Here is a 22,545-nt window from a genome sequence, read left to right on the forward strand (position 1 = left end):
AGGTGTTGATATGACGGATTTGCTTGGTTTTCCCGCCAAAGTTGTGTGTGTGCCAGATGATTATTCTATAGTAATAAATAGAGGTGCTGAACATAATATTAAACTTGGGCAACGTTTTATAATATATGGTTTAAGTCGTGATGAAATAACTGATCCTGATACAGGAGAATCCCTTGGGTTTCTCGAGATTGTCCGCGGAACAGGAGTCGTTTCTCATGTCCAGCCCAAAATGGCTACAATAGCATCAGATAAGTATCAAAGAGGTGATACTGTTAAACGAGTCAATGCAGGGGTAGGAGCTCTTTTGACAGGTTTTGGAGGAGAGGAAATAATAGAATCTGGTGAGCGAAAGCAACTTGCTTTTGACTTTGCAGAGCTTGGTGATTTAGCCAAACCAATTTAATATACCTTCATATAGAAAATACAAAAAGCTCCTTCTTGCAAAGCAAGAGGGAGCTTTTATGCTTAACTAATAGAGGAAATTACTCTGCGGCCTCCCGCAATTCCTTAACTGACTTGGCATAAGCACGGAAAACGTTTTCCCTGTTCAGGATGCCGATGATCCTGTTCGGGTCGTCTTCGGCGACGACTGGAATCTGTCCGTAGTCGCTGTCCACGAACTTGAGCAGGGCGGTGTAGAGATCGTCGTCCTCTTTGAGGGTCGCGGGTTTGGTCGCGAGGTCCTTGGCGAGGATGAGGTCGAAGAGGTCGGGGTTAAAAAGATGGTTCCTGACATTCTGGATAGTCAGGATTCCGGTGATGATCCCTTCGTCGTTTTTGACCGGGAAGTACAACTCGTTGGTGTTGGCGATAATATCGGTCAGCGCCTTAAGCGTGGTTCCTTCCTCAAGGGTGGTTACGCGGCCCGGTTTGTAGTGGGTATCCACGTGCAGCCCTTCAAGGATATTGATGGTCTTGTCTTCGATATGGGCCGGGGAATCGAATTTGCTTTCTACCTGATGTTCGTAGAGTGAAAAGCTGCGGCCGAGCACAATGCAGAGCGCGGAGGCGAGCATGAGCGGAGCCAGCAGGCCGTAACCCTGTGTCAATTCACAGACCATGATCAGCGGGCCGATGGGGGCTTTTGCTACCCCGGCAAAGAATGCAGCCATACCGACCAGCACATATCCGCCGGGCTGGGTGACGATATCCGGGTAATATTTCCCGGCAATCTGGCCTACGATACCGCCGGACATACCACCTACGAACAGGGCCGGGGCGAACATACCGCCGGACATACCGGAACCGATGGTCATGGAAGTCGCAACGGTCTTACCGATTACGATGGCAATCATCATCATGAGCGGAATTTCACCCATGATGGCCATTTCCAGCCAACCGTAACCTCCGGTGAGAACCTGCGGGAAGAGCATACCCATGATGCCCATCATTAATCCGCCGAGTCCGGTAGCCCACATGAGGCCGAGACGGTCTTTGATCTTGAAGAATACGGAGTACTTGATGAAGCGGAAAGTGCGGATGTACATCCAGCCCGCCAAAGTACAGGCAAAGGCCAGGGCAACGTAGAAAATCAGTTCGCGCGGATCGTGGAAAACAAAGCGCGGGATACCGAAGATAGGCTCTGTGCCGTAGAAAAGTGTGAACAGTGAATATGAAACAACTGAGGATATAACCGAAGGCAGGATAGCCTCGGACTCGAAGTCCTCGCGGTAGATTACCTCAATGGCGGTAAGCGCGCCGCCAAGCGGGGCACGGAAGATTGCGCCAAGTCCGCCAGCCGCACCGGAAAGGAGCAGGATTCTGCGTTCTTTGGTGGAAAGCTTCAGTTTCTGGGCCAGCCATGAGCCGACCCCGGCTCCCATCTGCGTGATGGGTCCTTCTCGGCCAGCACTACCCCCGGCGGAGATGGTGAAGATAGAGCTGATACCCTTGATGATCGGAACGATGGGGCGCATCAACCCGCCGCCCTGATGGAAGCACTTAATGGTTGCGTCAGTACCGTCAGTACCGCCGGAAATGGTTTCGGGAATGTATTTGTTGACCAGCCACCCGGTAACCAGACCGACGATGGTCAGGCAGATGGGAATGGTCCATGTGCGCAGCTGTTCCCCGGCATGGCCGTGAAAAAGCTCTTCCCCTTCAGGTGCGGGCAGGGAAAGCCCGGCCAGTTGGCTCATGAAGATGTATTTACCCAGTTCTACCGCACCGAAAAAGAGCACGGCAACGATACCGGAAAGAATTCCGACCACGATTCCGAGCACCAGCCAGCGAAAGTGGCTGATATTACGGTAGGAACGGGCAATATTTTTCCACATGTGCACATCGAGCAAAGGACTCATTACTCAGCTCCCGGTTCTGATTCACTCAGATGCAGGCCGGGACGGACCTGTGATTCAGGGAAGGAAAGGATTTCCCGGGCAAGACCGATATCAATTCCGATACGTTCTTTCAGTTCATCCAGTCCATTGAATTTCTTTTCGGAACGGATACGTTGGATGAAATGAACGCGGATGTCTTTACCGTAAATATCTTTTGAAAAATCGAGGATATGTGCTTCCACGGAAAGAGCTTCGTTACCGAAAGTGGGATTCTTGCCGATGTTGGCAACGCCGGGCAGAACTTTCCCCTCAACTTCAACGCGGATAGCGTAGACACCTTTCTTAGGGAAAAGTTCATCTTCCAGTTTGATGTTGGCAGTGGGGAATCCGAGCAGCTTGCCGCCCCGGTCCATGCCGTGCACAACTTCACCGCGCACCTGATAGAACCGTCCCAGCAATGGGCGAACATCCCAGACGTTACCTTCGCTGACCAGATCGCGGATACGGGAAGAGCTGACTACAGCATCATTGATGATGACCGGATCAAGGCGTTCCACACCGTAATTATATTTGCGGCCCAGCTCCACTATCGTTTCGTAGTTGCCACTACGTCCTTTTCCCAAAGCGTAATCATAGCCTACGACCATTTCTTTCATTCCGAGGGGAGCAATGAGGTATTGCTGAATGAATTCTTTCGGGGAAAGGGCAGCCATTTCTCTGGTAAAATTCAGGGCCAGAATGATGTCCGGCTTATGCAGGGCTATGAGTTCAAGCTTCTGGGAGGTGAGGGTGATGAAGGGCGGGGTTTTGCTGTTAACCAGCACCCGCAGCGGGTGGGGATCAAAAGTTACGACTACACTGGCGAGACCGTTGGCCTTTCCTTTACGGCAGGTACTGCTGATCAATTTCTGATGCCCTTTGTGGACACCATCGAAGTTACCGATTGTTACACAGGCGCCTTGTCCAGGCTTAACTATTTCGTCTATTGATTTTGCGATTATCATTTTCGCTTCACTTTTTATTGGCGTAAGATTGTAGAAACGAGAACCACTACATCAAAACCCCATATCATTCAAGATGCCCCGTGGAGGGATAAATATAAATATTTATCTATAAGTGTCAATAAATCAGCTGGTTGTGTTTAATATCAATATCTGGGTCTGTGATCACTTATCCTTTTTTTCACCATTTCTTTCTTCAGGCGGTCTGGGATCGATAGCCTGTTGCAATTTTTCAAGCTTTTCACGTTGTTTCCGGGTTTTGGCCAGTCCTTCTGCTTTGCGCAGATGGAATTGGGCCTGTTTGATGTTATGGCCGTAGAGAGCTGCATATGCAAGCTGGGCATGGGCTTCAAAATAGTGTCCTGATTCACCAAGCATGCGCCCGAGGTGGTAATGTATTTCCTGATCGTGGGGAACCATTTCAGCTACACGGCGCATCGTCAGGATGGCCTGTTTATAATTTTTACGCGCCCCCTCGATACGGGCGATGAAAAATAGGGCCATGACATCAGTGGGATCGCGTAAATAGGCTTCGCGCAGCAATGGCGATGCATTATCCATCTGGCCGATGGTAAAGTAAAAACGGCCTTCCTCTCTAAGAATGAGCGTATCTGCTGGGCAAAGTTCACGGGCCTTGGTAAATTCTTTGGCGGCGTTTTTATTCTGCTTGGTCCGGGAGTAGAGAATACCCAGCCCTAAATGGTCCAGACAAGTCCGCTTTTCTTCAGGTATGGCAAGGTAGTATGCCAGCCCAACATCTGTGGCTGTCAGTCTGGCCCTGATCAGGGTCTGTACTTTGAGAAAATCAGCGTCATCATTTCGGCGCTTGAAATATTCCGGCGGCATGCGCTTGAGGCGGTCCTGCAAATATTCGATCCTGGCATCCAGACCGGGGTGGGTGGAAAGATAGGTCGGGATGTTGGTATTGCTCATGTGCCACTGGCGCTGTTTCATTACCTTGAAACCGTCAACCATGCTTTTGGGGTTGTAGCCGGCTGCAACAAGATAGTTCATGCCCAGATGGTCAGCCTCCCGCTCATTCTCCTGCGTGTAGTTCAGGTAGGCACTTTGCGCGCCGCCCATGGACCCCATGGCAATAGCTGAGCCGAGGTTGCTCATATTGCTGCCTCCTCCGACAGCACCAAGCATCATCCCGGCGAGGGTTCCGATCATACTGGCGATGCTGACCAGCTGCATCTGCTCCATGCGCCGGGCCACGTGGCGCAGAGAAACGTGCGCGAGTTCGTGACCGATTACAGCGGCCAGCTCGGACTCATGTTTCATGTTCAGGATTAATCCGGTGTAGACATAAACATAGCCGCCCGGAACAGCGAATGCGTTCATTGCGTTGTTTCGGATTACAGTGGCTCTAATGGGGAACGGTTGGGGCGGAATATGCTTGGCCACCTTGGCAACCAGTTTTTTTATGTATCCTTCAATTTGCGGGTCCAGAATAATTGGCAGTCTGCTGCGAACCATCTTGTCAAATTCCTTACCCAGCTTGATCTCGTCTTTGACCGTGAAATCACCAAAAAGAGAATTGGCAGAAGCTTGCGGAGTTATACAGAAACTGAAAAAAAAGATTAGAATCAGTGCTGTGAATTGACGAATGGCTTTATTTCTGAAGGGCATAGTCGGTACTTAATCTATGATGTTATTTGTTATTTGAGTTGATAAGCAAGAGAGTAAGTTTTGAATGGACTGTTGTAAAGAAAGGAAGCAAAAAGAAAACCCCGCGAAATTGATTCGCGGGGTTAGTAATTCTTAGTGTAAATGGGATGTTTATTTACCCATCATATCGAAGAACTCTTCGTTGTTTTTGGTTCCTTTCATCTTATCAAGCAGGAATTCCATGGAGTCGATGGAGTTCATGGGAGCAAGAAGTTTGCGCAGGATCCAAACCTTGTTGAGAACTCCGTCATCAAGGAGAAGCTCTTCTTTGCGTGTGCCGGAACGGTTGATGTCAATAGCCGGGAATACACGTTTTTCAGCAAGCTTGCGGTCAAGGTAAAGGTCCATGTTACCGGTACCTTTGAATTCTTCAAAGATAACTTCGTCCATGCGGGAACCGGTATCGATGAGCGCAGTTGCGATGATGGTCAGGCTGCCGCCTTCTTCGATGTTTCTGGCTGCACCGAAAAATCTTTTGGGGCGCTGCATGGCGTTGGCATCGAGACCACCGGAAAGAACTCTTCCGGAGGAGGGGGTAACCGCGTTATATGCGCGACCGAGGCGGGTGATAGAGTCAAGCAGGATAACTACATCACGCTTGCGTTCTACCAGGCGTTTAGCCTTTTCGAGAACCATCTCGGTAACCTGTACATGGCGTTGCGGCGGTTCGTCAAAAGTAGAGCTTACAACTTCTGCCTTAACAGTGCGGGCCATGTCTGTAACTTCTTCAGGGCGTTCGTCGATGAGCAGGACAATCAGGTCAACGTCAGGATGGTTGGCGTTGATGGAGTTGGCGATGTTCTGCAGCATCATGGTCTTACCGGTTCGGGGCGGGGCAACGAGCAGAGCACGCTGTCCGCGACCGATGGGGGAAAGAATATCGATAACCCGGGAGCTGAAATTCTTGGGACCGTTTTCCATTTTGAAACGGTTATCAGGGTATACGGGAGTCAGGTTGTCGAAAAGAACCAGATTTCTGGAGTGTTCTGGGGATTCGAGACCGATCTCATTTACCCTGAGCAGGGCGAAGTAACGTTCGCCTTCTTTGGGAGGGCGGATCTGACCGGAAATAATGTCACCCTTACGCAGTCCGAATCGTCTGATCTGGGAGGGGGAAACGTAAATGTCATCCGGTCCTGGCATGTAGCTGTATGTGGGGGAACGCAGAAAGCCGAATCCGTCGGGGAGTACTTCCAGAACCCCTTCACCGTAAATCTGTCCGTTCTGCGCAGCGCAACCCTGAAGCAAGGAAAAAATCAGTTCCTGCTTGCGCATTCCGCTGGGGTTTTCAACTTTGAACTTCGCTGCCAGATCCATTAGGTCTGACATATTCTTTTGTTTCAGTTCAGTCAGGTTCAGGTTTTGTATTTTTTTATCTTGGCCCATACTGTATAACCGGAGTTAAAAGTTTAAAAATATTTTGTAGTTAATGTAAAGCAGTAGCAATGCATGGTTTTAGAGGGCATGCAGATAGCAAAATGCTTTAGCTTTAACTTTATGATGAAAATTGTGTTGGATTGTCCTGAATGAAAGGCTGTAATTCTTTTCGAACAAAACGTTTGTTTAATAAACGTTGATTCTTGTTTAGCCCGTGTTGCAGGTGTTTTAAGTGGAAATGCTGGTTGATAAATCCCATAAGGAATAAGGTGCGTTTCCACAACATACAACTGAGTACGGCATTAACTGAAAGAATCGTTTATGACAAGTCGTTTGATCAGAATTTTTAGGATTCCTCTTCCTGTTTTTCAAGAACGTCGCTGAATAATGCATTGATCTCATCTTTGATTTCTTCCTGGTCAAGGTCGAGAGCAAAGGAGAGTTCCATGGAAACCAGTCCCATTGCCTGTTCCAGAAGACGGCGTTCACCAAAGGAGAGTTCTTTATCACGTCCGATGAGGAAAAGTTCTTTTAAAACGTAAGCAACGTCCTGCAGGTCGCCGCTTTTGAGTTTTTCGGAGTATTCGCGGTAGCGCCTGTTCCAGTTTTGGCCTGTGTAGCCGGTAAAGTCTGACCTGTCCTTCAGGCATTCGAAAATGCTTAAACCCGCGTTCTTGTCGCAAACGGCTCGAAGGCCTACATTGTGTGCGTTCATGACCGGAACCATGAGCGTTACATTGTTGCTTAAGATGCGGACAATATAAAATTCAGCGGTGGATCCGCCGATTTCCTGACTTTCAATACGTTCTACTTTGCCTACTCCCTGTGAAGGGTAGACAACCAGCTGTTCTAGCTCAAACACTCATGGCTCCTTGGACTTACAAAAGAAATGCTTTGGGAAGTTCAGTGATGTTTTGCGGGGTAATCCCGGCTTGTGGCGGCGCGATTTTGTGGAATTCAGGACTAGCTGAAAAACAGGTTTGCGGACCCCTTCCCATTTCTTTGTCCCCTCTGATTCTGTTGAAATTTACAGCAGAGGGAATTGCTGCGAAAAATTAATATAACCGAAATGTGAAAAATAGTCTACGGTTCGGTTTCAGGAAGATCAGGAACAAAGCTGTTCATGAATTGGGTGGCCGTGCTCTGGCCTCTTCTGAAATGGAGGTTAAGGCCTTTGATGGCGGCTTGTGACATCTTTACCGCTATCTCGAGTTCCTGTGTGTTGAATTCTTCAAGCACATAATCTTTGACCTGCGAAGAAAATTCAGGGCGGCCGATGCCGACTCTGATCCTGAAGAAATTCGGGGAACCCATTTTTTCCTGAATTGATTCAAGGCCGCGGTGACCATTGTTTCCGCCACCTTTTTTGAACTTCATTCTTCCACAGGGAAGGTCAAGCTCATCATGGATAACGTACACATCTGATACCGCAATGGAGAATTTTCCGCAGATGGCTGCAACAGCCTTGCCGCTGAGGTTCATGTAGGTCAGCGGTTTGATTACCAGCACACTGTTTCCAGCCAGATTTAAGCTGAAAAGCTCGAAGTCTCCGGATATCCCCATTTTTTTGAAACGCATGCTTTTGCGGGATGCCGCCATTTCAGCCAAAGCGTCAACAGCCATGAAACCTATGTTGTGTCTGGTCTTGGCGTATTGCGGTCCGGGGTTACCCAGTCCTACTATAAGTGCTTTGTATTCCATGGTAATGTTCCTGCGTAACAAACGGCAAAGGCCCCGGATAAACCGGGGCCCGAAAATGAATATACTATTAGCGACCTATTCGTCTGCCGCTTCATCTTCGCCATCTTCGCCCTTAGCAGAACCGCGGCCAGCGGCACAGCGAACGAGAGCAAAGTTGCTGTCGAACTGTACAGCAGCGCCTTCACCGAGGTCGATTTCGTTAACGAATACAGTGTCGCCAACTTCCATGCTGTCGATGTTAACAACGATTTCAGCAGGAAGGGTAGCTGCGGTGCAAGCAACAGTCAGTTTCTCGCGGTAGATAGCCATACGACCACCGAGTTTAACACCGGGAGCAGTTCCTTCGGTAACGACGGGTACGTCTACTTTGAGGGGACGGCCTTCGGATATACCGAGAAAGTCAATGTGATTGGGGCGGGGACGAACAGGGTCCATCTGCACCTTCCAAATCAGGGTGTCGTAAGTTTTTCCATCAACGTCAAGGCTGAAGACACGAGTAGTTCCAACCTTGCGGTACATTTTGAGGAAATCATTTTCGTTAACGGAAAGGATCAGGTTCTCGCCTTCCTGAGAATAGAAGACAACGGGAACCATACCCTGATTGCGAAGCTGACGGTTTGCGGATTTACCGGTTTTGGTACGCACTTCAGCTTTGAAGGTTACTTTTTCAGACATTATTTTCTCCTTATGGTTAACCTGCTGCCGCTCAAAAAGACCGACAGAGGGTGGGAATAGGCGTATTTATACGAACAGTACGCTTACGGAGGACTCGGAGTGCACGTTGTGAATGCATTTGGCGAGAATTCCGGCAACGGATTTAACTTTAATTTTACCGTTACAGTTAGCGAGCTTATGTTCGGGGACAGGCAGGGTGTCGGTTACAATTACCTCTGAGAAAGGTGCTGCTGACAGCCTGTCGATTGCCGGACCGGAAAGGACCGGGTGGGTTGCGCAGGCGATTACGTCTTTTGCGCCGTGGTCCATGAGGACTTTGGCTGCCTGGCACATAGTGCCTGCGGTGTCGATCATGTCATCCATGACCACGCAGACTTTATCTTTTACTTCACCGATAACGTGCATGGCTTTTGCCTGGTTGGGGGCGTCGCGGCGTTTGTCCACGATTGCCAGACCGGCGTTCAGGCGCTTGGCGTATGCTCTGGCGCGCTCGGTTCCACCTGCATCAGGGGAAACCATAACCATATCATCGTCACGGGTGCGCAGTTCGTCCAGCAGGACGGGAGCTGCATAAATATTGTCTACCGGGAGGTTGAAGAAACCTTGAATCTGGCCTGCGTGCAGGTCGATGGTAACCAGACGCTGCATGCCTGCAACTGTCAGGCAGTCGGCGCAGAGTTTTGCGCTGATGGGTGCGCGGGGGGAAACCTTGCGGTCCTGCCTTGCGTATCCATAGTAGGGAACAACAGCGGTTACCCGGCGGGCACTTGCTCTTTTCAGGGCGTCCAGCATGAGGCATAGTTCCATGAAGTGAAAGTTCACGGGATCACATGTAGACTGGACTACGAAAACATCGCAGCCGCGTACGTTGTCCTGAATCTCGATTCGAATTTCACCATCACTGAATTTTTCACGCAGGCAGGGAGTAAGTGTGCTGCCGAGATGGTCACAGATTGCTTCTGAAAGCGCCAGATTTGACGAGCCGCTGATAATCTTGAGTTCACCGTTCATGTCGGTCTCCAACTTGACCTCTCGGGAAGAGAAATAAATTTGGCAGGGATGGAAGGACTTGAACCCTCGAATGCGTGGACCAAAACCACGTGCCTTACCAACTTGGCGACATCCCTGCACAGATTATGCAAATATTTACTATATTAAATTTTTCAAAACGTGTGAATAACAGAGTCGACATTCATCGATTTTAAGCCAGTTGCCGTTTTTTCAGCAACATCTCTTTCTTTGAAGAAAGAAATCACGCTTGCCCCGCTTCCACTCATGACAGCTCCGCAGGCTCCGTTTTTCAACAAATATTCCTTCGTCTCCCTGATTTTGGGAAATTCGGGAAGGACAACTTCTTCAAAGTCGTTGAATAAAATTACCCTTGTTTTGGAGGCCGTTGTGTTATTACCGCAGGCTGATGTTGTCAAGGGAAAGTTGCAAGATTTTTTCAAATTTGCTGATTGGTCTCGGTTTGACCATGCCTTGTAAGCCCAGACGGTGTTCACGTGCACGTCCGGGCAGGCTAATAACGCAGTCAGGCCCAAAAGGTCAACCTCACAGGGCGATAAAATTTCACCAATTCCTTTTGCCCATGCCGGACCGTCCAGCAAAAAGAAGGGAACATCCGCACCAAGACCCGCAGCAAGAGCATTCAGCCTATCGTGTTCAAGGCCCGGACTGTCGGGGTGTTCATTGAGGAAACGGAGCATAGATGCGGCATCGGAACTGCCGCCGCCCAGCCCGGCTCCGGTAGGAGTGCGTTTTGTTAATTCAATATGCAGTCCGGGACGGAATCCGGTTGCTTCAGCATATTTATCCCACGCTTTATATATAAGATTATCTTCCGCAGGGAGGTCGAATTGCTCACAATGGATTGTGCAGCCTTCTCCGGTCTCGGTAACTTCGAGAGTATCGGCGAGAGCCGGGTAGGTGTGGAAGAGGGTATCCAGCTCATGATAGCCGTCTTCCCTTTTACCAACAATTTTCAAGTAAAGGTTAACCTTTGCCGGGGCGATGAGAGTTGTTTTCGTCATGACGATGCTTTTACCCTAAAGAGTCCGACTAAGGAAGCCCGCAAGGCCTTCAATTTCACGGTAATTTATAAACAGAGTGGTGAAGTCTTAACAAAAAATTTCGGGATTCTGAACCCTTTTTTAAAAGGGTTTAAGGCCCCGGCAGGGCCGCAGAAGGCAACCCCCCGCCGGGACGCAAGTCCGGGCGGGGGGAATCATTCAAGAGTCAACAACCGGTAGTAATACTATTTGTCTTCCAGTTCGATGGTGCGGAATATGTTGTGTCCCTGACGCTTCATGAGCAACATGACCAGTCCGCGTTTTTTGCCTTCGGTGTTGATTATTTTCTGGAGATCGTCAATGGAGTTAACCTTGTGCTGGTTCGCTTCCAAAATAACGTCACCAACTGCAATCGCGGCATCTTCAGCCGGGGTTCCCTGCATAACTTCGATAACCAGCAGTCCTTCGGGTCTGTCCAGTCCCAGAGATTCCGCTTCAGGCTTACGGTTGACCCGGCGGACAACCAGTCCGAGATCGTCGAGGTTTTCCTCAGCAGCTTTCGGGGACATCTTTTCAGCTTCAGCAACAACATTTTTGCTGTTACGTTCGCCGAGTACGATGCGCAGGTTCTTTTCGCGGCCTTTGCGCCATACTTTTACGTTTACGGACTTGCCCGGAGGCATGGACGCGATGGTGCGCAGCAGGTCGTTGGTGTCATCCACTTTATCACCATCAATTTTGAGGATGACATCACCGACTTTCATGCCGCCTTTGTCTGCGGGGTCACCGGGATTGACGGAATTGACCAGTGCGCCGGTTTTATCCTGCAGTCCGAGGGCCTTGGCTGTTTTGGCATCAGTGTCCTGAATGGTTACACCCAGCCAGCCGCGGCTGACTTTGTGGTCAGTCTTGAGCTGGGAGATGACGTTTTTAGCCATGTTGCTGGGAATAGCAAAGCCGATTCCCTGACCACTGGCGATGATAGCGGTGTTGATACCGATAACACGTCCTTTGAGATCGATGAGCGGACCGCCGGAGTTACCGGGGTTGATGCTGGCATCGGTCTGGATAAAGTTATCAAAGGGGCCTGCACCGATGATGCGGCCTTTAGCGCTGATAATTCCTTTAGTTACGGTGTGTCCCAGACCGAAGGGGTTGCCGATAGCCAGCACCCATTCGCCTACTTCCGCCTTTTCGGAATTGGCGAAATCAAGGTAGGGCAGGTCCTTTTTTACTTCAATCTTCAGCAATGCAAGGTCGGTTTCCTTGTCCCTGCCGATGATTTTAGCCGGATATTCATGGCCGTCATTCTGGAGTTTGACCGTGATTTCATCCGCAGAGGCGACAACATGGTTATTGGTGACCACGTAACCGTCTTTGGAGATGATGAATCCGGATCCCAGAGAGCCGGTTTTGCGTTTCTGCTTGGGTTGCTGTCCGTTTCCGCCCCTTTTGTTGAATTCTTTGAAGAACTGTTCAAAAGGGTTGTTACCACCTTTACCGTGGAATTTGAAAAAGTCTTCCATGGGATTTCCCACTTCGACCATCTTCACGGTGTTGATGTTAACTACGGCAGGGCCGCATTTCTTAGCCAGTTCGGCGAATGAGGGTAAGCCTGCTGCCTGGGCGTAAACGGGTAGTACGAGTACAGTGATGAGAGCAAGTAATCCAATGTAGCGTTTAAGTTTCATGTAACCTCCTCGTGAAGCCGCCCGGAAAACGGGATAGGCGGCATTTCTTGAGTATAGTATCCTTTTTTCAAAAGTAAATAGTGTCCGTTAGATTATAAACAGGGATATGCGGTTTTATCCGGGAAGTGTTAAACCATAAGTAACGGCTTGCTCTGGACATTAAGGTCAAAAAGTGGGTAGTTATTAACAAGGTTGTATTATTAGTTTTATGCTTTTGTCTTAATTTTATATTTAAATTTAGGGTGCGATGAGTTTTTTTCATGATTACATACGCATAGGTGCTAAGAAACGTTGTGTGAAAATTGCAATTGTTTTTGTGGTTGTCAGCCTATTCGTGGGTGGGCTGCTCTTTTCTTCTGTGCGCCATTACGTTGTCAGCAAAGCCGAGGACAAGATCAAAGAAATCTTGCTTGTCCATAAAGGTATGCACCATTACGTGCAAAAAATTATGCATCCGGCGCTATACGGTTACCAGAACAGCAGTTTTATAAAGAAGGAATTCTATGCCCCGGAACTTTTTTCATCTTCGTTCATAATTCGTAATCTGCATGGGTTTTATAATCAGGAAAAGGGTGCTGCCGGCGAAGATGAGGTTTACTACAAAATGGCAGCCAATAATCCCCGGAATATCGTGAACAAAGCCGATCCTCTTGAGTGTGATTTGATAAATATGTTCAATAAAGATCGTAACAAGAATGAGTACCGCGATATTGTCACCATCGACGGCAAGCAATATCTGTATGTTGCCGTGCCTTTTCTGGAGAATGACAAGGGTTGTCTCGTTTGTCATGGCAAGCGTGAAGAAGCTCCGGTTATGTTGCGTGAAAAGTATAAAGATGCCGGGGGCTATGATGAAGAGATTGGAATAATTCGGGCTATTATTTCTATCCGTGCTCCTATTTCTAAAGAATTTTCAGACATTAAGATTATTGCAGGGTCGATTTTTTCCGGTTTTGCGGTCATTGCGGGCCTGCTTATGTTGAGTGCGAAGTTGAGGAGCGCGGTCCACATAAGGACGGAGAGTCTGGAGCAGGAAGTGATGGTGCGCACCCAGGCTGAAAATGAAGTTAAGAAGCTGCAGAACTACCTATCAAATATGATTGATTCCATGCCCTCGGATATTATCGGGGTGACTCCTGAGGGTGTAATTACTCAATGGAACATCAAGGCTGGAAGTGATTTCGGGGTTGCCAAAGAAGAAGCAATCGGCAAGAGGATCGAGTTGGTAGCCCCAAGGCTGGCACGTGAAATGGAGCGGGTGCGTGAAGCTGTGAAATCACGCACTGTGCAAAGCGAAGCGAAGTATATGCGCAAAGAGAATGGTGAAGTTCATTATGAAGATATTACAGTTTATCCATTGATTGCTAACGGCGTTGAGGGTGCGGTTATCCGCATCGATGATGTAACCGGGCGCGTGAACCTTGAGCAGGTGCTGGTGCAGTCTGAAAAAATGATGTCAGTCGGTGGACTAGCCGCGGGCATGGCCCATGAGGTTAATAACCCGCTGGCCGGAATTCTCGGCAGTGCCTTTAATATCAAAAATCGTGTTTTCAGTAATATGGAGTCCAACCGTAAGGTTGCGCTGGAATGCGGTGTTTCACTGGAAGGGGTGCAGGAATATTTGCACAAGAGGAAGGTCGGCCGAATGCTTGATTCTATTCAGGAGAGCGGCAAGCGGGCGGCTTCCATTGTAAACAATATGCTCAGTTTCAGTCGAAAGAGTGATAAACATAAAGAGTTTTATGATCTGACTTCGCTAATGAACAAAACGCTCGATCTTGCTGCCAATGACTATAATCTGAAGAAATTTTATGATTTCCGGCAGATTAAAATTGTCAGGGAATTCGATCCCGATATGCCGCGGGTGCGCTGTGCCGGAAATGAAATTCAGCAGGTTTTGCTGAATCTTTTGACGAACGGTGCAGAAGCAATGACTGAAAAGGAATATGTAGAAGGCAAGCCTTGTTTTTATTGCCGGATCTATGCGCAAGATGGGATGGCGGTGATTGAGATTGAAGATAACGGTCCGGGTATGGACGAAGATACCAAAATGAGAATATTCGAACCTTTTTACACAACTAAAGGTGTTGGGAAAGGGACCGGGCTGGGGCTATCTGTTTCATATTTCATTATTACCGACCAGCATTCCGGCAGCATGACAGTTGAATCAGAACCGGGGGCAGGCGCCAGATTTGTGATTAAAATTCCATTGGTCAGAGAATAAAATAAGTAGATCTGGGGCGGCAATTTGCCGCCCTTTTTTTATTTTTTGCGTACAATGCAGGCTTTGAATGTTCTTTTCATCCGGCCTATTGCTGATGATGTGAAGCTCAGGCTGTTGAGCTGTTCGAAACCGTTTTTGTGGTATAATTCATTGAGTGTGGCTTGCGAATGACGGTGAAATCTAACTCTGGAGTTTTTATTTTTCTGGCAGGATAAAGCCTGCGTGTCCGGTTCAAGAACATCCCCATCTGCCACTACAAAACCGAATGTCCCGTCTTGCTTTAGTATTCTGCCTGTCTCAGAGAAGATCGTGTCCAAATCTTCGAAGATATGGGTCACACCTGTGCATACTGCATGATTTATAGATGAATCCTTGAATGGATACGGGGCTAGGCCGAGATCATGCTCTCGAAGGCTGCAGGCAAAATTTTTCTTTTCACATACGGCCAGCATCTCGCTGGAAAAATCCAAGCCATGCACTTGCAGGCCGGACTGGTAAAATAAAACTGAAGCCAGTCCGGAGCCGATGCCAAGATCCAGAATGCTATCGCCTTTGCTTACATATCGGAAAGCCAGCCCGAAGATGATATCGGGGTCAAGCCAGTTGGCTTCCGATGATTTGCGGTCATACTGAAGTGCATGTTCCCCTGTAAATGCCTTTCTTACTTTAATTCTGCTCTGCATTGTTCTTTCCATGGGATTTATAGTCGTTAAATGGCGAGTATCTTAAGTGGCTGGTGAAAATAAATCTGCCCCGTTTTTATTAAATTTTAGCCAATTACGATTGTTGCTAAAGATATATGTGGGGCAGGATGCTTTGATTCTATTATGCGAAAGCCTTGACCTTTGCTGTGGACATTAATAATTTACCGATTCATTTAAAATTGCTTTTAAACTCACTTTTTCAGGAGAATATATGGACCAGTCAGAATCCATTAGAGCCGAGCTGGAGAAAACGCTCGCAGAATATGAAAAAAGCGGTGATTCCAAAGGGAAGGCCGAAGTACTTTATGAAATTGCCAAACTTGAGATTGCCGAAGGGAATCAGGAGCAGGCATTACTCATGCTCATGGAAGCGTATTCCAGATTTCAGCAAATTGGTGAGTCCAAAGGGCATTGTTTTGCAGGAGAACTTTTGGGGCAGCTCCTTTTTGTTTCCGGTAACCGTGAGGACGGACTCGCTGTTGTTCGTGAAGCCCTGCGAGGATTTACTGAAATGGGCATGAGCGTTGAAGCGGAGAAGACCGGACAGTTGGTTGCAGTTATGGAAGAACATGTTGCAGGTTAATGATAAGTAATGTTGTGACATGGATGCAGAATTTCATATTTGATAGATAGAGTGGGGCTGCGTATCTTAATATGGGATAATCGTCATGAATCCTGTTTTTATTTCTAAACTAAATTTTTCTTGTGATTGCTATCAATTAAAAAATGCCCGCAATTTAGTACTAAATTGCGGGCATTTTCGTCTCTATATAAGTGAAATTATGTCTGGTCCACGCGCAGTTCAATGGCGTCGAAACGCCAGTATTCATGTTCCACGGTCAGAACTGTCTCGTGGCCGTCGGTTTTGATACGGCGGACGTATATCCCGGGTGATCCGTGGGAGATGCCAAGCTTTGAGGTTACATCACGGGGCAGGAGCAGGGGCCTGATCAGCAGGTTCCGCTGTACAAGGCGCAGCCCGTAATCCTGCTCAACAACCTGAGTCATGGCCCGTTCAGTTGTCTTGGGCACAATTCCTTCCAGCTTCTCCACATTAATATAATTCAAGGTCCGGGCTACTTTTTGTCCATCGATGAAAAACGTATTGCCCATGGAATAAACTTCGGTTCCGGCCTTAAATCCTTCATCCGTATAAGTCTCCATGTCGTCTTCAATGGTAATGATGCCGTTGTCCTCCGTGGTCCATTCGGCTTTACGGCCCTGTGAAGCTGCCAGCTGGGCAAAGTTTACGTGGTTTGCAGGGTTATAGACCATGCGGATCGGGTTCACGTACCAGCCTTTTCTTTCCAGCCTGAAAATTTTTCCATCACGCTGCAGTTTGAGCAGAGCATGGCGGATAGTATTCCTGTTCAGAGAAAGTTCAGCACAAAGTGCGCGTTCTGAAGGGAGTTTATCGCCTGGTTTCAGCTCTCCATTAACCATGCGTTTCAGTATTAAATCTTGTACTATTATGTAATAATGTGATTTTTCCATGAGTGATAAATAAGTGATTTGATTGTTAAGTCTTTCTTTCTGACACAGGATTTAAACAGAGTCATCACCAAAAAGTAACTTTTTTTAATTAATCTGGTTTAAACCAGTTGAGAAGTGTTCGGCTTCAGTGTAGAAGGGCCAAGTACAGTGAATGATACAGTAGTGGCTGACTTCGGTTGCGGAAATGATGATTTCCGTGGCAGGAGTATCTATGCAGCGCATATCGTATGTGTTTTGCCATACGGAATGAAATTCCCTCGCAAGTGCGCTGTGAAAGTTATGAGGGTGGAGGTAGTTTAATGGCTAAATTTCGTACTTCTTTCATTTGTCTGCTGATTGTGGCTGTGGCGTCTATCGCACAGGCCGGAACTTTGGAAAACGTCAAGAAAGACGGTTTTCTTAAAGCAGGAACCCACATTGAAAACCCGGGCTTTTCCGCATTGGACAGCAACGGTCAGCGTGTTGGTTTTGATGTTGACTTCATTCGTGCAGTTGCTGCTGCGGTCAATGTTCCTGAAATCAAATACACCCCGCTCACTTCCAAAGAGCGTCTGCCCGCGTTGCAGTCAGGTGAAATTGATCTGCTTTCCAGAACAACTACTCACACCATGAGCCGTGACGTCAAACTCGGTCTCGATTTCACTGTAACAACTCTTTATGATGGTCAGGGCATGATGGTCCGCAAAGAACTGGGTATCAAAGATGCCAAGGATCTGGACGGCGCAACCGTATGTCTGCAGACCGGCTCTACCACCGAGCTTAATATTTCCGACTTTTTCCGCAAAAACGGTATGAGCTTTACCCCGGTTGTTTTCGATAAGCAGCCTGATGTGCGTAAAGCATACGATACCGGTCGTTGCGATGTGCACACCACCGACGTTTCCGGTCTTGCAGCTCAGCGTTCTCTGATGAAGAACCCTGCAGATCACCTGATTCTTGAAGAGGTTATCTCCAAGGAACCCCTCGGTCCTGTTGTACGCCACGGCGACGACCAGTGGACTGATATTGTCCGCTGGACCATCTGGCTGACCATGGCTGCTGAAGAAAAAGGCATCACTCAGGCTAACGTTGAAGAGATGTACGCCAAGAGCAAAGATCCCGAAGTTCAGCGCATGCTCGGTAAAACCGGCACTCTCTGGACTGACCTCGGTCTCGATAAAGGTGCTCCCGTACGTATCATCAAAACCGTTGGTAACTACGGCGAAATCTTCGACCGCAACCTTGGTCCCAAAACTCCCCTGCGCATGAATCGTGGACTCAACAAGCAGTGGACCGAAGGCGGCCTTATCTACGCTCCGCCTTTCCGCTAGGCCGAGATTATTAAAGTATTTGCGCCGGGAATTTTCCCGGCGCTTTTTTTGTTTTGTGTTATGATGCGCTTTGCGCTTTTTGATGAATATATTTTGCCTCCGGCGGCTTAAACCCTTTTGAAAAAGGGTTTGTTACGCTGTCGTTCTCTCTAAGACTTGCGGAAAACCGCTCGCCTAAGAGCTAATGCAAGAATTCTCAAAACCTTTTGTTAGGGCTTCGCCTAGTATAAATCTAATAGGGTTTATTTATGTCCGAACGTTTAGCACCGCAGGAAAAGGTTCCTTTCTGGCGTAGTCCGCAGGGAAGGGCCTGGACATTTCAGCTTTGTATGCTTGGAGGTTTTCTCTGGCTGGCTGTGTCTGTTTATCATAATACGCTGGTCAATCTGGAAACTCGGGGTATCAGTTCCGGTTTCGGTTTTCTGGCTAACGAGGCCGGATTCCGCATCGGTGAAGTTACTGGAATCCCTCTCCCGCAGGGCGGATTGCTCTGGTTCTTGCTCAGTCTTGTAGCCGGTCTAGCTATATCCCAGCTCATTTCCCGGCATTTGAAGAGTAAGTCCGGGCGTCCCATGAACAGCAAGTGGCTCTCGGTCTGTCTGCTGTTCAGCATCGGTCTGCCAATGCTGACTTTATATGTTTTTCGGGACAGTGTTGAAATTGCGCACTACACCGAATCTTCAAGCTACCTCATGGCCCTTTTGACCGGGCTTGGTAATACTTTGAAGGTGACGGTCATCGGTTGTGTGGCTTCAACCGTGCTCGGTCTGCTGGTGGCGTTGGGCCGTCTTTCACCGAACTGGCTGCTTTCCAATATTTGTCGCTGGTTTGTGGAACTTAACCGCAACCTGCCTGTGCTGCTGCAATTGTTTTTCTGGTACTTTATCGTTCTGCAGCAGTTGCCCAATGTGCGCAAGTCCATTGATATCGGCGGCTGGCTGATTATCAATAAGCGCGGGCTTTACCTTCCCTCTCTGGTTCCCCAACAAGGCGCATGGATTTTTTGCGCTGCCATTGTCATAGCTCTGGCTACAATTTGGGTTCTGCACAGGCGTGCCAAGCGCATTCTTGATGAGACAGGTGTCCCCGTTAAAATCCTTTTTCCTGCATTCGGAGTGTTGATCGCTCTGCCCGCGCTGGCGTGGTTTGCAGGCGGGCAGCCTTTCACTCTCGATTTTCCGGTTCTCAAAGGATTCAACTTCAAGGGCGGGACCGGGCTGACCCCGGAATTCACAGCATTGGTGCTCGGGTTGACTGTCTACGTTTCCGCATTCAACGCCGAGATCATCCGTTCCGGTATAGAAGCGGTTTCCAAAGGACAGCGTGAGGCCGCACGCGCCTTGGCCATGAATGAACGTCAGGTAATGCGCATTGTCATTCTGCCGCAGGCCATGCGGGTTATCGTTCCGCCCATGACCAGTGAATATCTGGCTATTGCCAAGAACAGTTCGCTGGCCGTTGCCATCGGCTATCCCGAATTCGTCAGTGTCGGTGGAACAATCCTGAACCAGTCCGGTCAGGCCGTGGAGATTGTGGGTATCTGGATGGGTGTCTATCTGTGCATTTCCCTGCTCATTTCTTTTGGAATGAATATTTACAATAGCAAAGTTGCGTTGGTGGAGAGGTAAACAATGGCCCAGAATATTCCAGTCAAAAATATTCCTGACAGACAGCCCCCGGTGACTCAGGTGGGCGTGATCGGCTGGGTGCGCAAGAACCTGCTTTACCCCTGGTATAATGCGTTGCTGACAATTGTTTCCTGCTGGGCCATCTGGTCGGCTGTTGCTCCTTTCTGGGAGTGGGCGGTAACCAATGCCTCAATCACCCTTGATCCTGAGCTTGCCAAGCAGCATAGCGGGGCGGCATGGGGATTTATCCGTGATATGTGGCCCGTGTTCATGACCGGGGTTTACCCGGCGGAAGAACGCTGGCGTCCGTTGATTGCCTTGTGCATTGTGGTGGTTCTGGTCAGTCTGAGTCTGGTTCCGGCCTTCCGGCGCAGTAAATGGATCAGGTTTTTGTGGTTCGGCTCTCCTATTGTGGTTTTCGCACTGGTTTACGGTGGTGGATTCACCGGACTGCCCGTAGTGGGAACTCATTACTGGGGCGGTTTGATGCTGACCATCATGCTTTCCATTGTCGCCATGCTGGCCGCATTCCCCATCAGTGTTTTGCTTGCTCTCGGACGTACTTCGGACATGCCCATCGCCAAGCCTTTCTGCGTGGCCTACATTGAGCTTATTCGTGGTGTGCCGCTGATCACCATCCTGTTCATGGCCTCGGTGGTCCTGCCCTTGTTCCTGCCTTCGGGGATGGAGCTGGATAAGGTTCTGCGTGCTCTGGTGGGTATCACCATGTTTTTCTCGGCTTATCTTGCAGAGAATATCCGTGGCGGTTTGCAGGGCATCAGCAAAGGCCAGTACGAAGCGGCCGATGCGCTGGGCATGAGCTATTGGAAAAAGACCATAGTGGTTATCCTGCCGCAGGCTTTGCGTATTGTTATTCCGCCTATGGTCAACAATTTCATCGGAATCCTGAAAGATACTTCCCTCGTGGGCATCGTCGGTCTGGTGGACCTTTTGCAGATTGCTTTCGCCACCACTTCCAACCCCAAATGGTTCGGAAGGCTGGAGGAGGCTTATGTCTTCATTGCCTTCTGGTACTGGATTCTCTGCTACGCACTTTCCAGCTACAGCCAATACCTTGAACGCAAGATGCCTTCCGCAAGTAAATAGAGGAGATATTTAATGACATCCGTACATACAAATACAGCAACACATCTGGGGGACAGCCCGGTTGTGATCGATATACAGGGACTTAATAAATGGTATGGGCAGTTTCACGTGCTCAAGGATATCAACCTCCAGATCCGCCAGAAGGAGAAGGTGGTTGTCTGCGGTCCCTCCGGGTCCGGTAAATCAACCCTGATCCGGACCATCAACAGGCTGGAGGAACATCAGGAAGGGGCAATCGTTGTGGACGGCGCACCGCTGACCAACGATGTGAAGCAGATTGAAAGGGTTCGCCGTGAGGTGGGCATGGTCTTCCAGCAGTTCAATCTTTTCCCGCACATGAGTATTCTTGATAACGTAATTTCCGGTCCCCTTCACGTACGCAACATGCCCCGCAAGCAGGCTGTTGATCTCGCCCACTCCTACCTTGAGCGAGTCGGTATTGCCGAGCAGGCCAATAAATTCCCCGGACAGCTTTCCGGTGGGCAGCAGCAGCGAGTTGCCATTGCCCGTGCATTGGCCATGCAGCCCAAGATTATGCTCTTTGATGAACCGACTTCAGCCCTCGACCCGGAGATGATCAAGGAAGTTCTGGACGTAATGCGTGAACTGGCAGAACAGGGTATGACCATGATCTGTGTGACCCATGAGATGGGCTTTGCCCGTGAAGTGGCCGATACCATGGTTTTCATGGATAAAGGCCAGATCGTGGAATACGCCCCGGTTAAGGAGTTTTTCACTGCGCCTAAAGAAGAGCGCAGCCGCATGTTCCTTGAGCAGATTTTGAATCATTAAGGTTTTTAAATGTCACTATCTTTAATAAATAGTCGCCCATTAATCTGGGCTCATCGCGGGGGCCGCTCTCTCGCACCTGAAAATACACTTGCTGCCGTACGCAAGGGTAAAGAGGCCGGGGCGGACGGTTGGGAACTGGACGTCCAGATTACCAGGGACGGAGAGATAATTCTTCTTCACGACTTGAACCTGCTGCGGTCCACCAATGCCTCTGTACATCCTGTTTTTGCAGACAATCCGCCTGCATTCCCGTGGCGGTTTACCCTTGCTGAAATAAAACAGCTCAGTGCCGATATCTTCCCTCGCCGTTTCTGCCCGCCAAAATATGAGCGGAAGCCGTGGCGGGAGATGCCGGAAAATCTGGCTGAAGACCTGCGCATTCCTACGCTTGCTGCGGCCTTTGAACTCAGCCGCGATCTTGGAATGTGGGTAAATGTTGAAATCAAGGATCTCAGCAAGGCGGTTCCCCAGTCTCTTGCCGGAAATATCGTGGAGAAGGTGTTTGAGGTTATCCGCACCCAGAAAATGGACGATCAGGTGATTGTCTCATCTTTTAACCATGATTATGTGCGCGAGTGTAAGCAGATTGCCCCGCACATTCTGACCGGGGCTTTGACGGAGCATAACTTCGAAGATGATCCTGTTGAGGTTGTGCGTAAGGCCAAGGCAGATGCATGGCATCCCGGCTATCGCTGTCTGACTGAGGATAAAGTTGAAGCCGTGCGTGATGCCGGATTTGCGATTAATCCGTATACAGTCAATGAAGTGGAAGATATGAAGCGTTTGACTGCATGGGGAGTGACCGGGTTGGTTACAGATTATCCGCAGAATGCATAATTATATTTTAATAGAATAAAAAAACGGTCGGTTCCAGATGGA

General features: G+C 48.9%; 21 protein-coding genes and 1 tRNA gene. 8 read left to right on the top strand and 14 right to left on the bottom strand.

Going from position 1 to position 22,545, the window contains the following annotated elements:
- Positions 1-10 precede the first annotated feature (10 nt).
- Entirely contained in the window at positions 11-403 is a 393-nt protein-coding gene (locus tag ACNI29_RS12730; RefSeq protein ID WP_419778749.1) for a hypothetical protein, read from the top strand.
- Positions 404-482: 79 nt separating this feature from the next.
- Here ACNI29_RS12730 and ACNI29_RS12735 read toward each other — a convergent pair whose 3' ends face one another.
- From ACNI29_RS12735 to ACNI29_RS12785, 11 genes are all read right to left on the bottom strand, one after another.
- Positions 483-2,300 (bottom strand): chloride channel protein, encoded by a 1,818-nt coding sequence (locus ACNI29_RS12735; RefSeq protein WP_419778750.1) that lies wholly within the window; start codon positions 2,298-2,300, stop codon positions 483-485.
- Positions 2,300-3,283, bottom strand: a complete 984-nt coding sequence (locus ACNI29_RS12740) for a bifunctional riboflavin kinase/FAD synthetase (RefSeq protein WP_419778751.1) — start codon at positions 3,281-3,283, stop codon at positions 2,300-2,302. The genes ACNI29_RS12735 and ACNI29_RS12740 overlap by 1 nt, the downstream gene beginning before the upstream one ends.
- A gap of 162 nt (positions 3,284-3,445) precedes the next feature.
- Positions 3,446-4,912, bottom strand: a complete 1,467-nt coding sequence (locus tag ACNI29_RS12745) for a M48 family metalloprotease (RefSeq protein ID WP_419778752.1) — start codon at positions 4,910-4,912, stop codon at positions 3,446-3,448.
- 150 nt (positions 4,913-5,062) lie between these two features.
- The gene (gene rho, locus ACNI29_RS12750) at positions 5,063-6,337 is read right to left on the bottom strand and encodes a transcription termination factor Rho (RefSeq protein WP_419778753.1); all 1,275 of its coding nucleotides are present in this window, start codon (positions 6,335-6,337) and stop codon (positions 5,063-5,065) included.
- A gap of 337 nt (positions 6,338-6,674) precedes the next feature.
- Positions 6,675-7,190, bottom strand: coding sequence for a CarD family transcriptional regulator (locus ACNI29_RS12755; RefSeq protein WP_419778754.1), 516 nt, complete (start codon positions 7,188-7,190; stop codon positions 6,675-6,677).
- Positions 7,191-7,411: 221 nt separating this feature from the next.
- Positions 7,412-8,029 (bottom strand): aminoacyl-tRNA hydrolase, encoded by a 618-nt coding sequence (gene pth, locus ACNI29_RS12760; protein WP_419778755.1) that lies wholly within the window; start codon positions 8,027-8,029, stop codon positions 7,412-7,414.
- Between the two features lie 75 nt (positions 8,030-8,104).
- Positions 8,105-8,704: a 50S ribosomal protein L25 gene (locus ACNI29_RS12765; protein ID WP_419778756.1), complete on the bottom strand. Its 600-nt coding sequence runs from the start codon at positions 8,702-8,704 to the stop codon at positions 8,105-8,107.
- Positions 8,705-8,770: 66 nt separating this feature from the next.
- Entirely contained in the window at positions 8,771-9,715 is a 945-nt protein-coding gene (locus tag ACNI29_RS12770) for a ribose-phosphate diphosphokinase (RefSeq protein WP_419778757.1), read from the bottom strand.
- A 40-nt stretch (positions 9,716-9,755) separates the two neighbouring features.
- A tRNA-Gln gene (locus ACNI29_RS12775) sits at positions 9,756-9,831 on the bottom strand.
- 36 nt (positions 9,832-9,867) lie between these two features.
- Positions 9,868-10,737: a 4-(cytidine 5'-diphospho)-2-C-methyl-D-erythritol kinase gene (gene ispE, locus ACNI29_RS12780; RefSeq protein WP_419778758.1), complete on the bottom strand. Its 870-nt coding sequence runs from the start codon at positions 10,735-10,737 to the stop codon at positions 9,868-9,870.
- Positions 10,738-10,961: 224 nt separating this feature from the next.
- Positions 10,962-12,407 (bottom strand): DegQ family serine endoprotease, encoded by a 1,446-nt coding sequence (locus ACNI29_RS12785; RefSeq protein ID WP_419778759.1) that lies wholly within the window; start codon positions 12,405-12,407, stop codon positions 10,962-10,964.
- Between the two features lie 295 nt (positions 12,408-12,702).
- On the opposite strand from ACNI29_RS12785, the gene ACNI29_RS12790 reads away from it, so the two are divergent.
- Positions 12,703-14,631, top strand: a complete 1,929-nt coding sequence (locus ACNI29_RS12790; RefSeq protein ID WP_419778760.1) for a c-type heme family protein — start codon at positions 12,703-12,705, stop codon at positions 14,629-14,631.
- Positions 14,632-14,669: 38 nt separating this feature from the next.
- Here the strand turns inward: ACNI29_RS12790 and ACNI29_RS12795 are convergent, their stop codons facing one another.
- Positions 14,670-15,326: a class I SAM-dependent DNA methyltransferase gene (locus ACNI29_RS12795; protein WP_419778761.1), complete on the bottom strand. Its 657-nt coding sequence runs from the start codon at positions 15,324-15,326 to the stop codon at positions 14,670-14,672.
- Between the two features lie 220 nt (positions 15,327-15,546).
- Between ACNI29_RS12795 and ACNI29_RS12800 the strand changes: the two genes are divergently transcribed.
- On the top strand, positions 15,547-15,918 hold the full coding sequence (locus ACNI29_RS12800) for a hypothetical protein (RefSeq protein WP_419778762.1): 372 nt from the start codon (positions 15,547-15,549) through the stop codon (positions 15,916-15,918).
- A 197-nt stretch (positions 15,919-16,115) separates the two neighbouring features.
- On the opposite strand, the gene ACNI29_RS12805 is transcribed toward ACNI29_RS12800, so the two are convergent.
- Complete coding sequence (locus tag ACNI29_RS12805; protein ID WP_419778763.1) at positions 16,116-16,829, bottom strand: GntR family transcriptional regulator; 714 nt, start codon at positions 16,827-16,829, stop codon at positions 16,116-16,118.
- Positions 16,830-16,913: 84 nt separating this feature from the next.
- Positions 16,914-17,051 (bottom strand): hypothetical protein, encoded by a 138-nt coding sequence (locus tag ACNI29_RS12810; RefSeq protein WP_419778764.1) that lies wholly within the window; start codon positions 17,049-17,051, stop codon positions 16,914-16,916.
- A 77-nt stretch (positions 17,052-17,128) separates the two neighbouring features.
- Here ACNI29_RS12810 and ACNI29_RS12815 point away from each other — a divergent pair, with 77 nt between their 5' ends.
- The 5 genes from ACNI29_RS12815 (at position 17,129) to ACNI29_RS12835 (ending at position 22,503) form a co-directional block, all read left to right on the top strand.
- Positions 17,129-18,139, top strand: coding sequence for an amino acid ABC transporter substrate-binding protein (locus ACNI29_RS12815; protein WP_419778765.1), 1,011 nt, complete (start codon positions 17,129-17,131; stop codon positions 18,137-18,139).
- Between the two features lie 248 nt (positions 18,140-18,387).
- Positions 18,388-19,767 (top strand): amino acid ABC transporter permease, encoded by a 1,380-nt coding sequence (locus ACNI29_RS12820; RefSeq protein ID WP_419778766.1) that lies wholly within the window; start codon positions 18,388-18,390, stop codon positions 19,765-19,767.
- A gap of 3 nt (positions 19,768-19,770) precedes the next feature.
- Positions 19,771-20,874 (top strand): amino acid ABC transporter permease, encoded by a 1,104-nt coding sequence (locus ACNI29_RS12825; RefSeq protein ID WP_419778767.1) that lies wholly within the window; start codon positions 19,771-19,773, stop codon positions 20,872-20,874.
- A gap of 12 nt (positions 20,875-20,886) precedes the next feature.
- Positions 20,887-21,666 carry an amino acid ABC transporter ATP-binding protein gene (locus ACNI29_RS12830; RefSeq protein WP_419778768.1) on the top strand — a complete coding sequence of 260 codons (780 nt, stop codon included), beginning with the start codon at positions 20,887-20,889 and terminating at the stop codon, positions 21,664-21,666.
- A 9-nt stretch (positions 21,667-21,675) separates the two neighbouring features.
- A complete protein-coding gene (locus ACNI29_RS12835) occupies positions 21,676-22,503 on the top strand; it encodes a glycerophosphodiester phosphodiesterase (protein WP_419778769.1) in 828 nt (275 codons plus the stop codon).
- Positions 22,504-22,545 lie beyond the last annotated feature (42 nt).

Origin of the sequence: Maridesulfovibrio spiralis (SeqCode), assembly GCF_048571135.1 — a bacterium.
Lineage (GTDB): Bacteria > Desulfobacterota > Desulfovibrionia > Desulfovibrionales > Desulfovibrionaceae > Maridesulfovibrio > Maridesulfovibrio spiralis.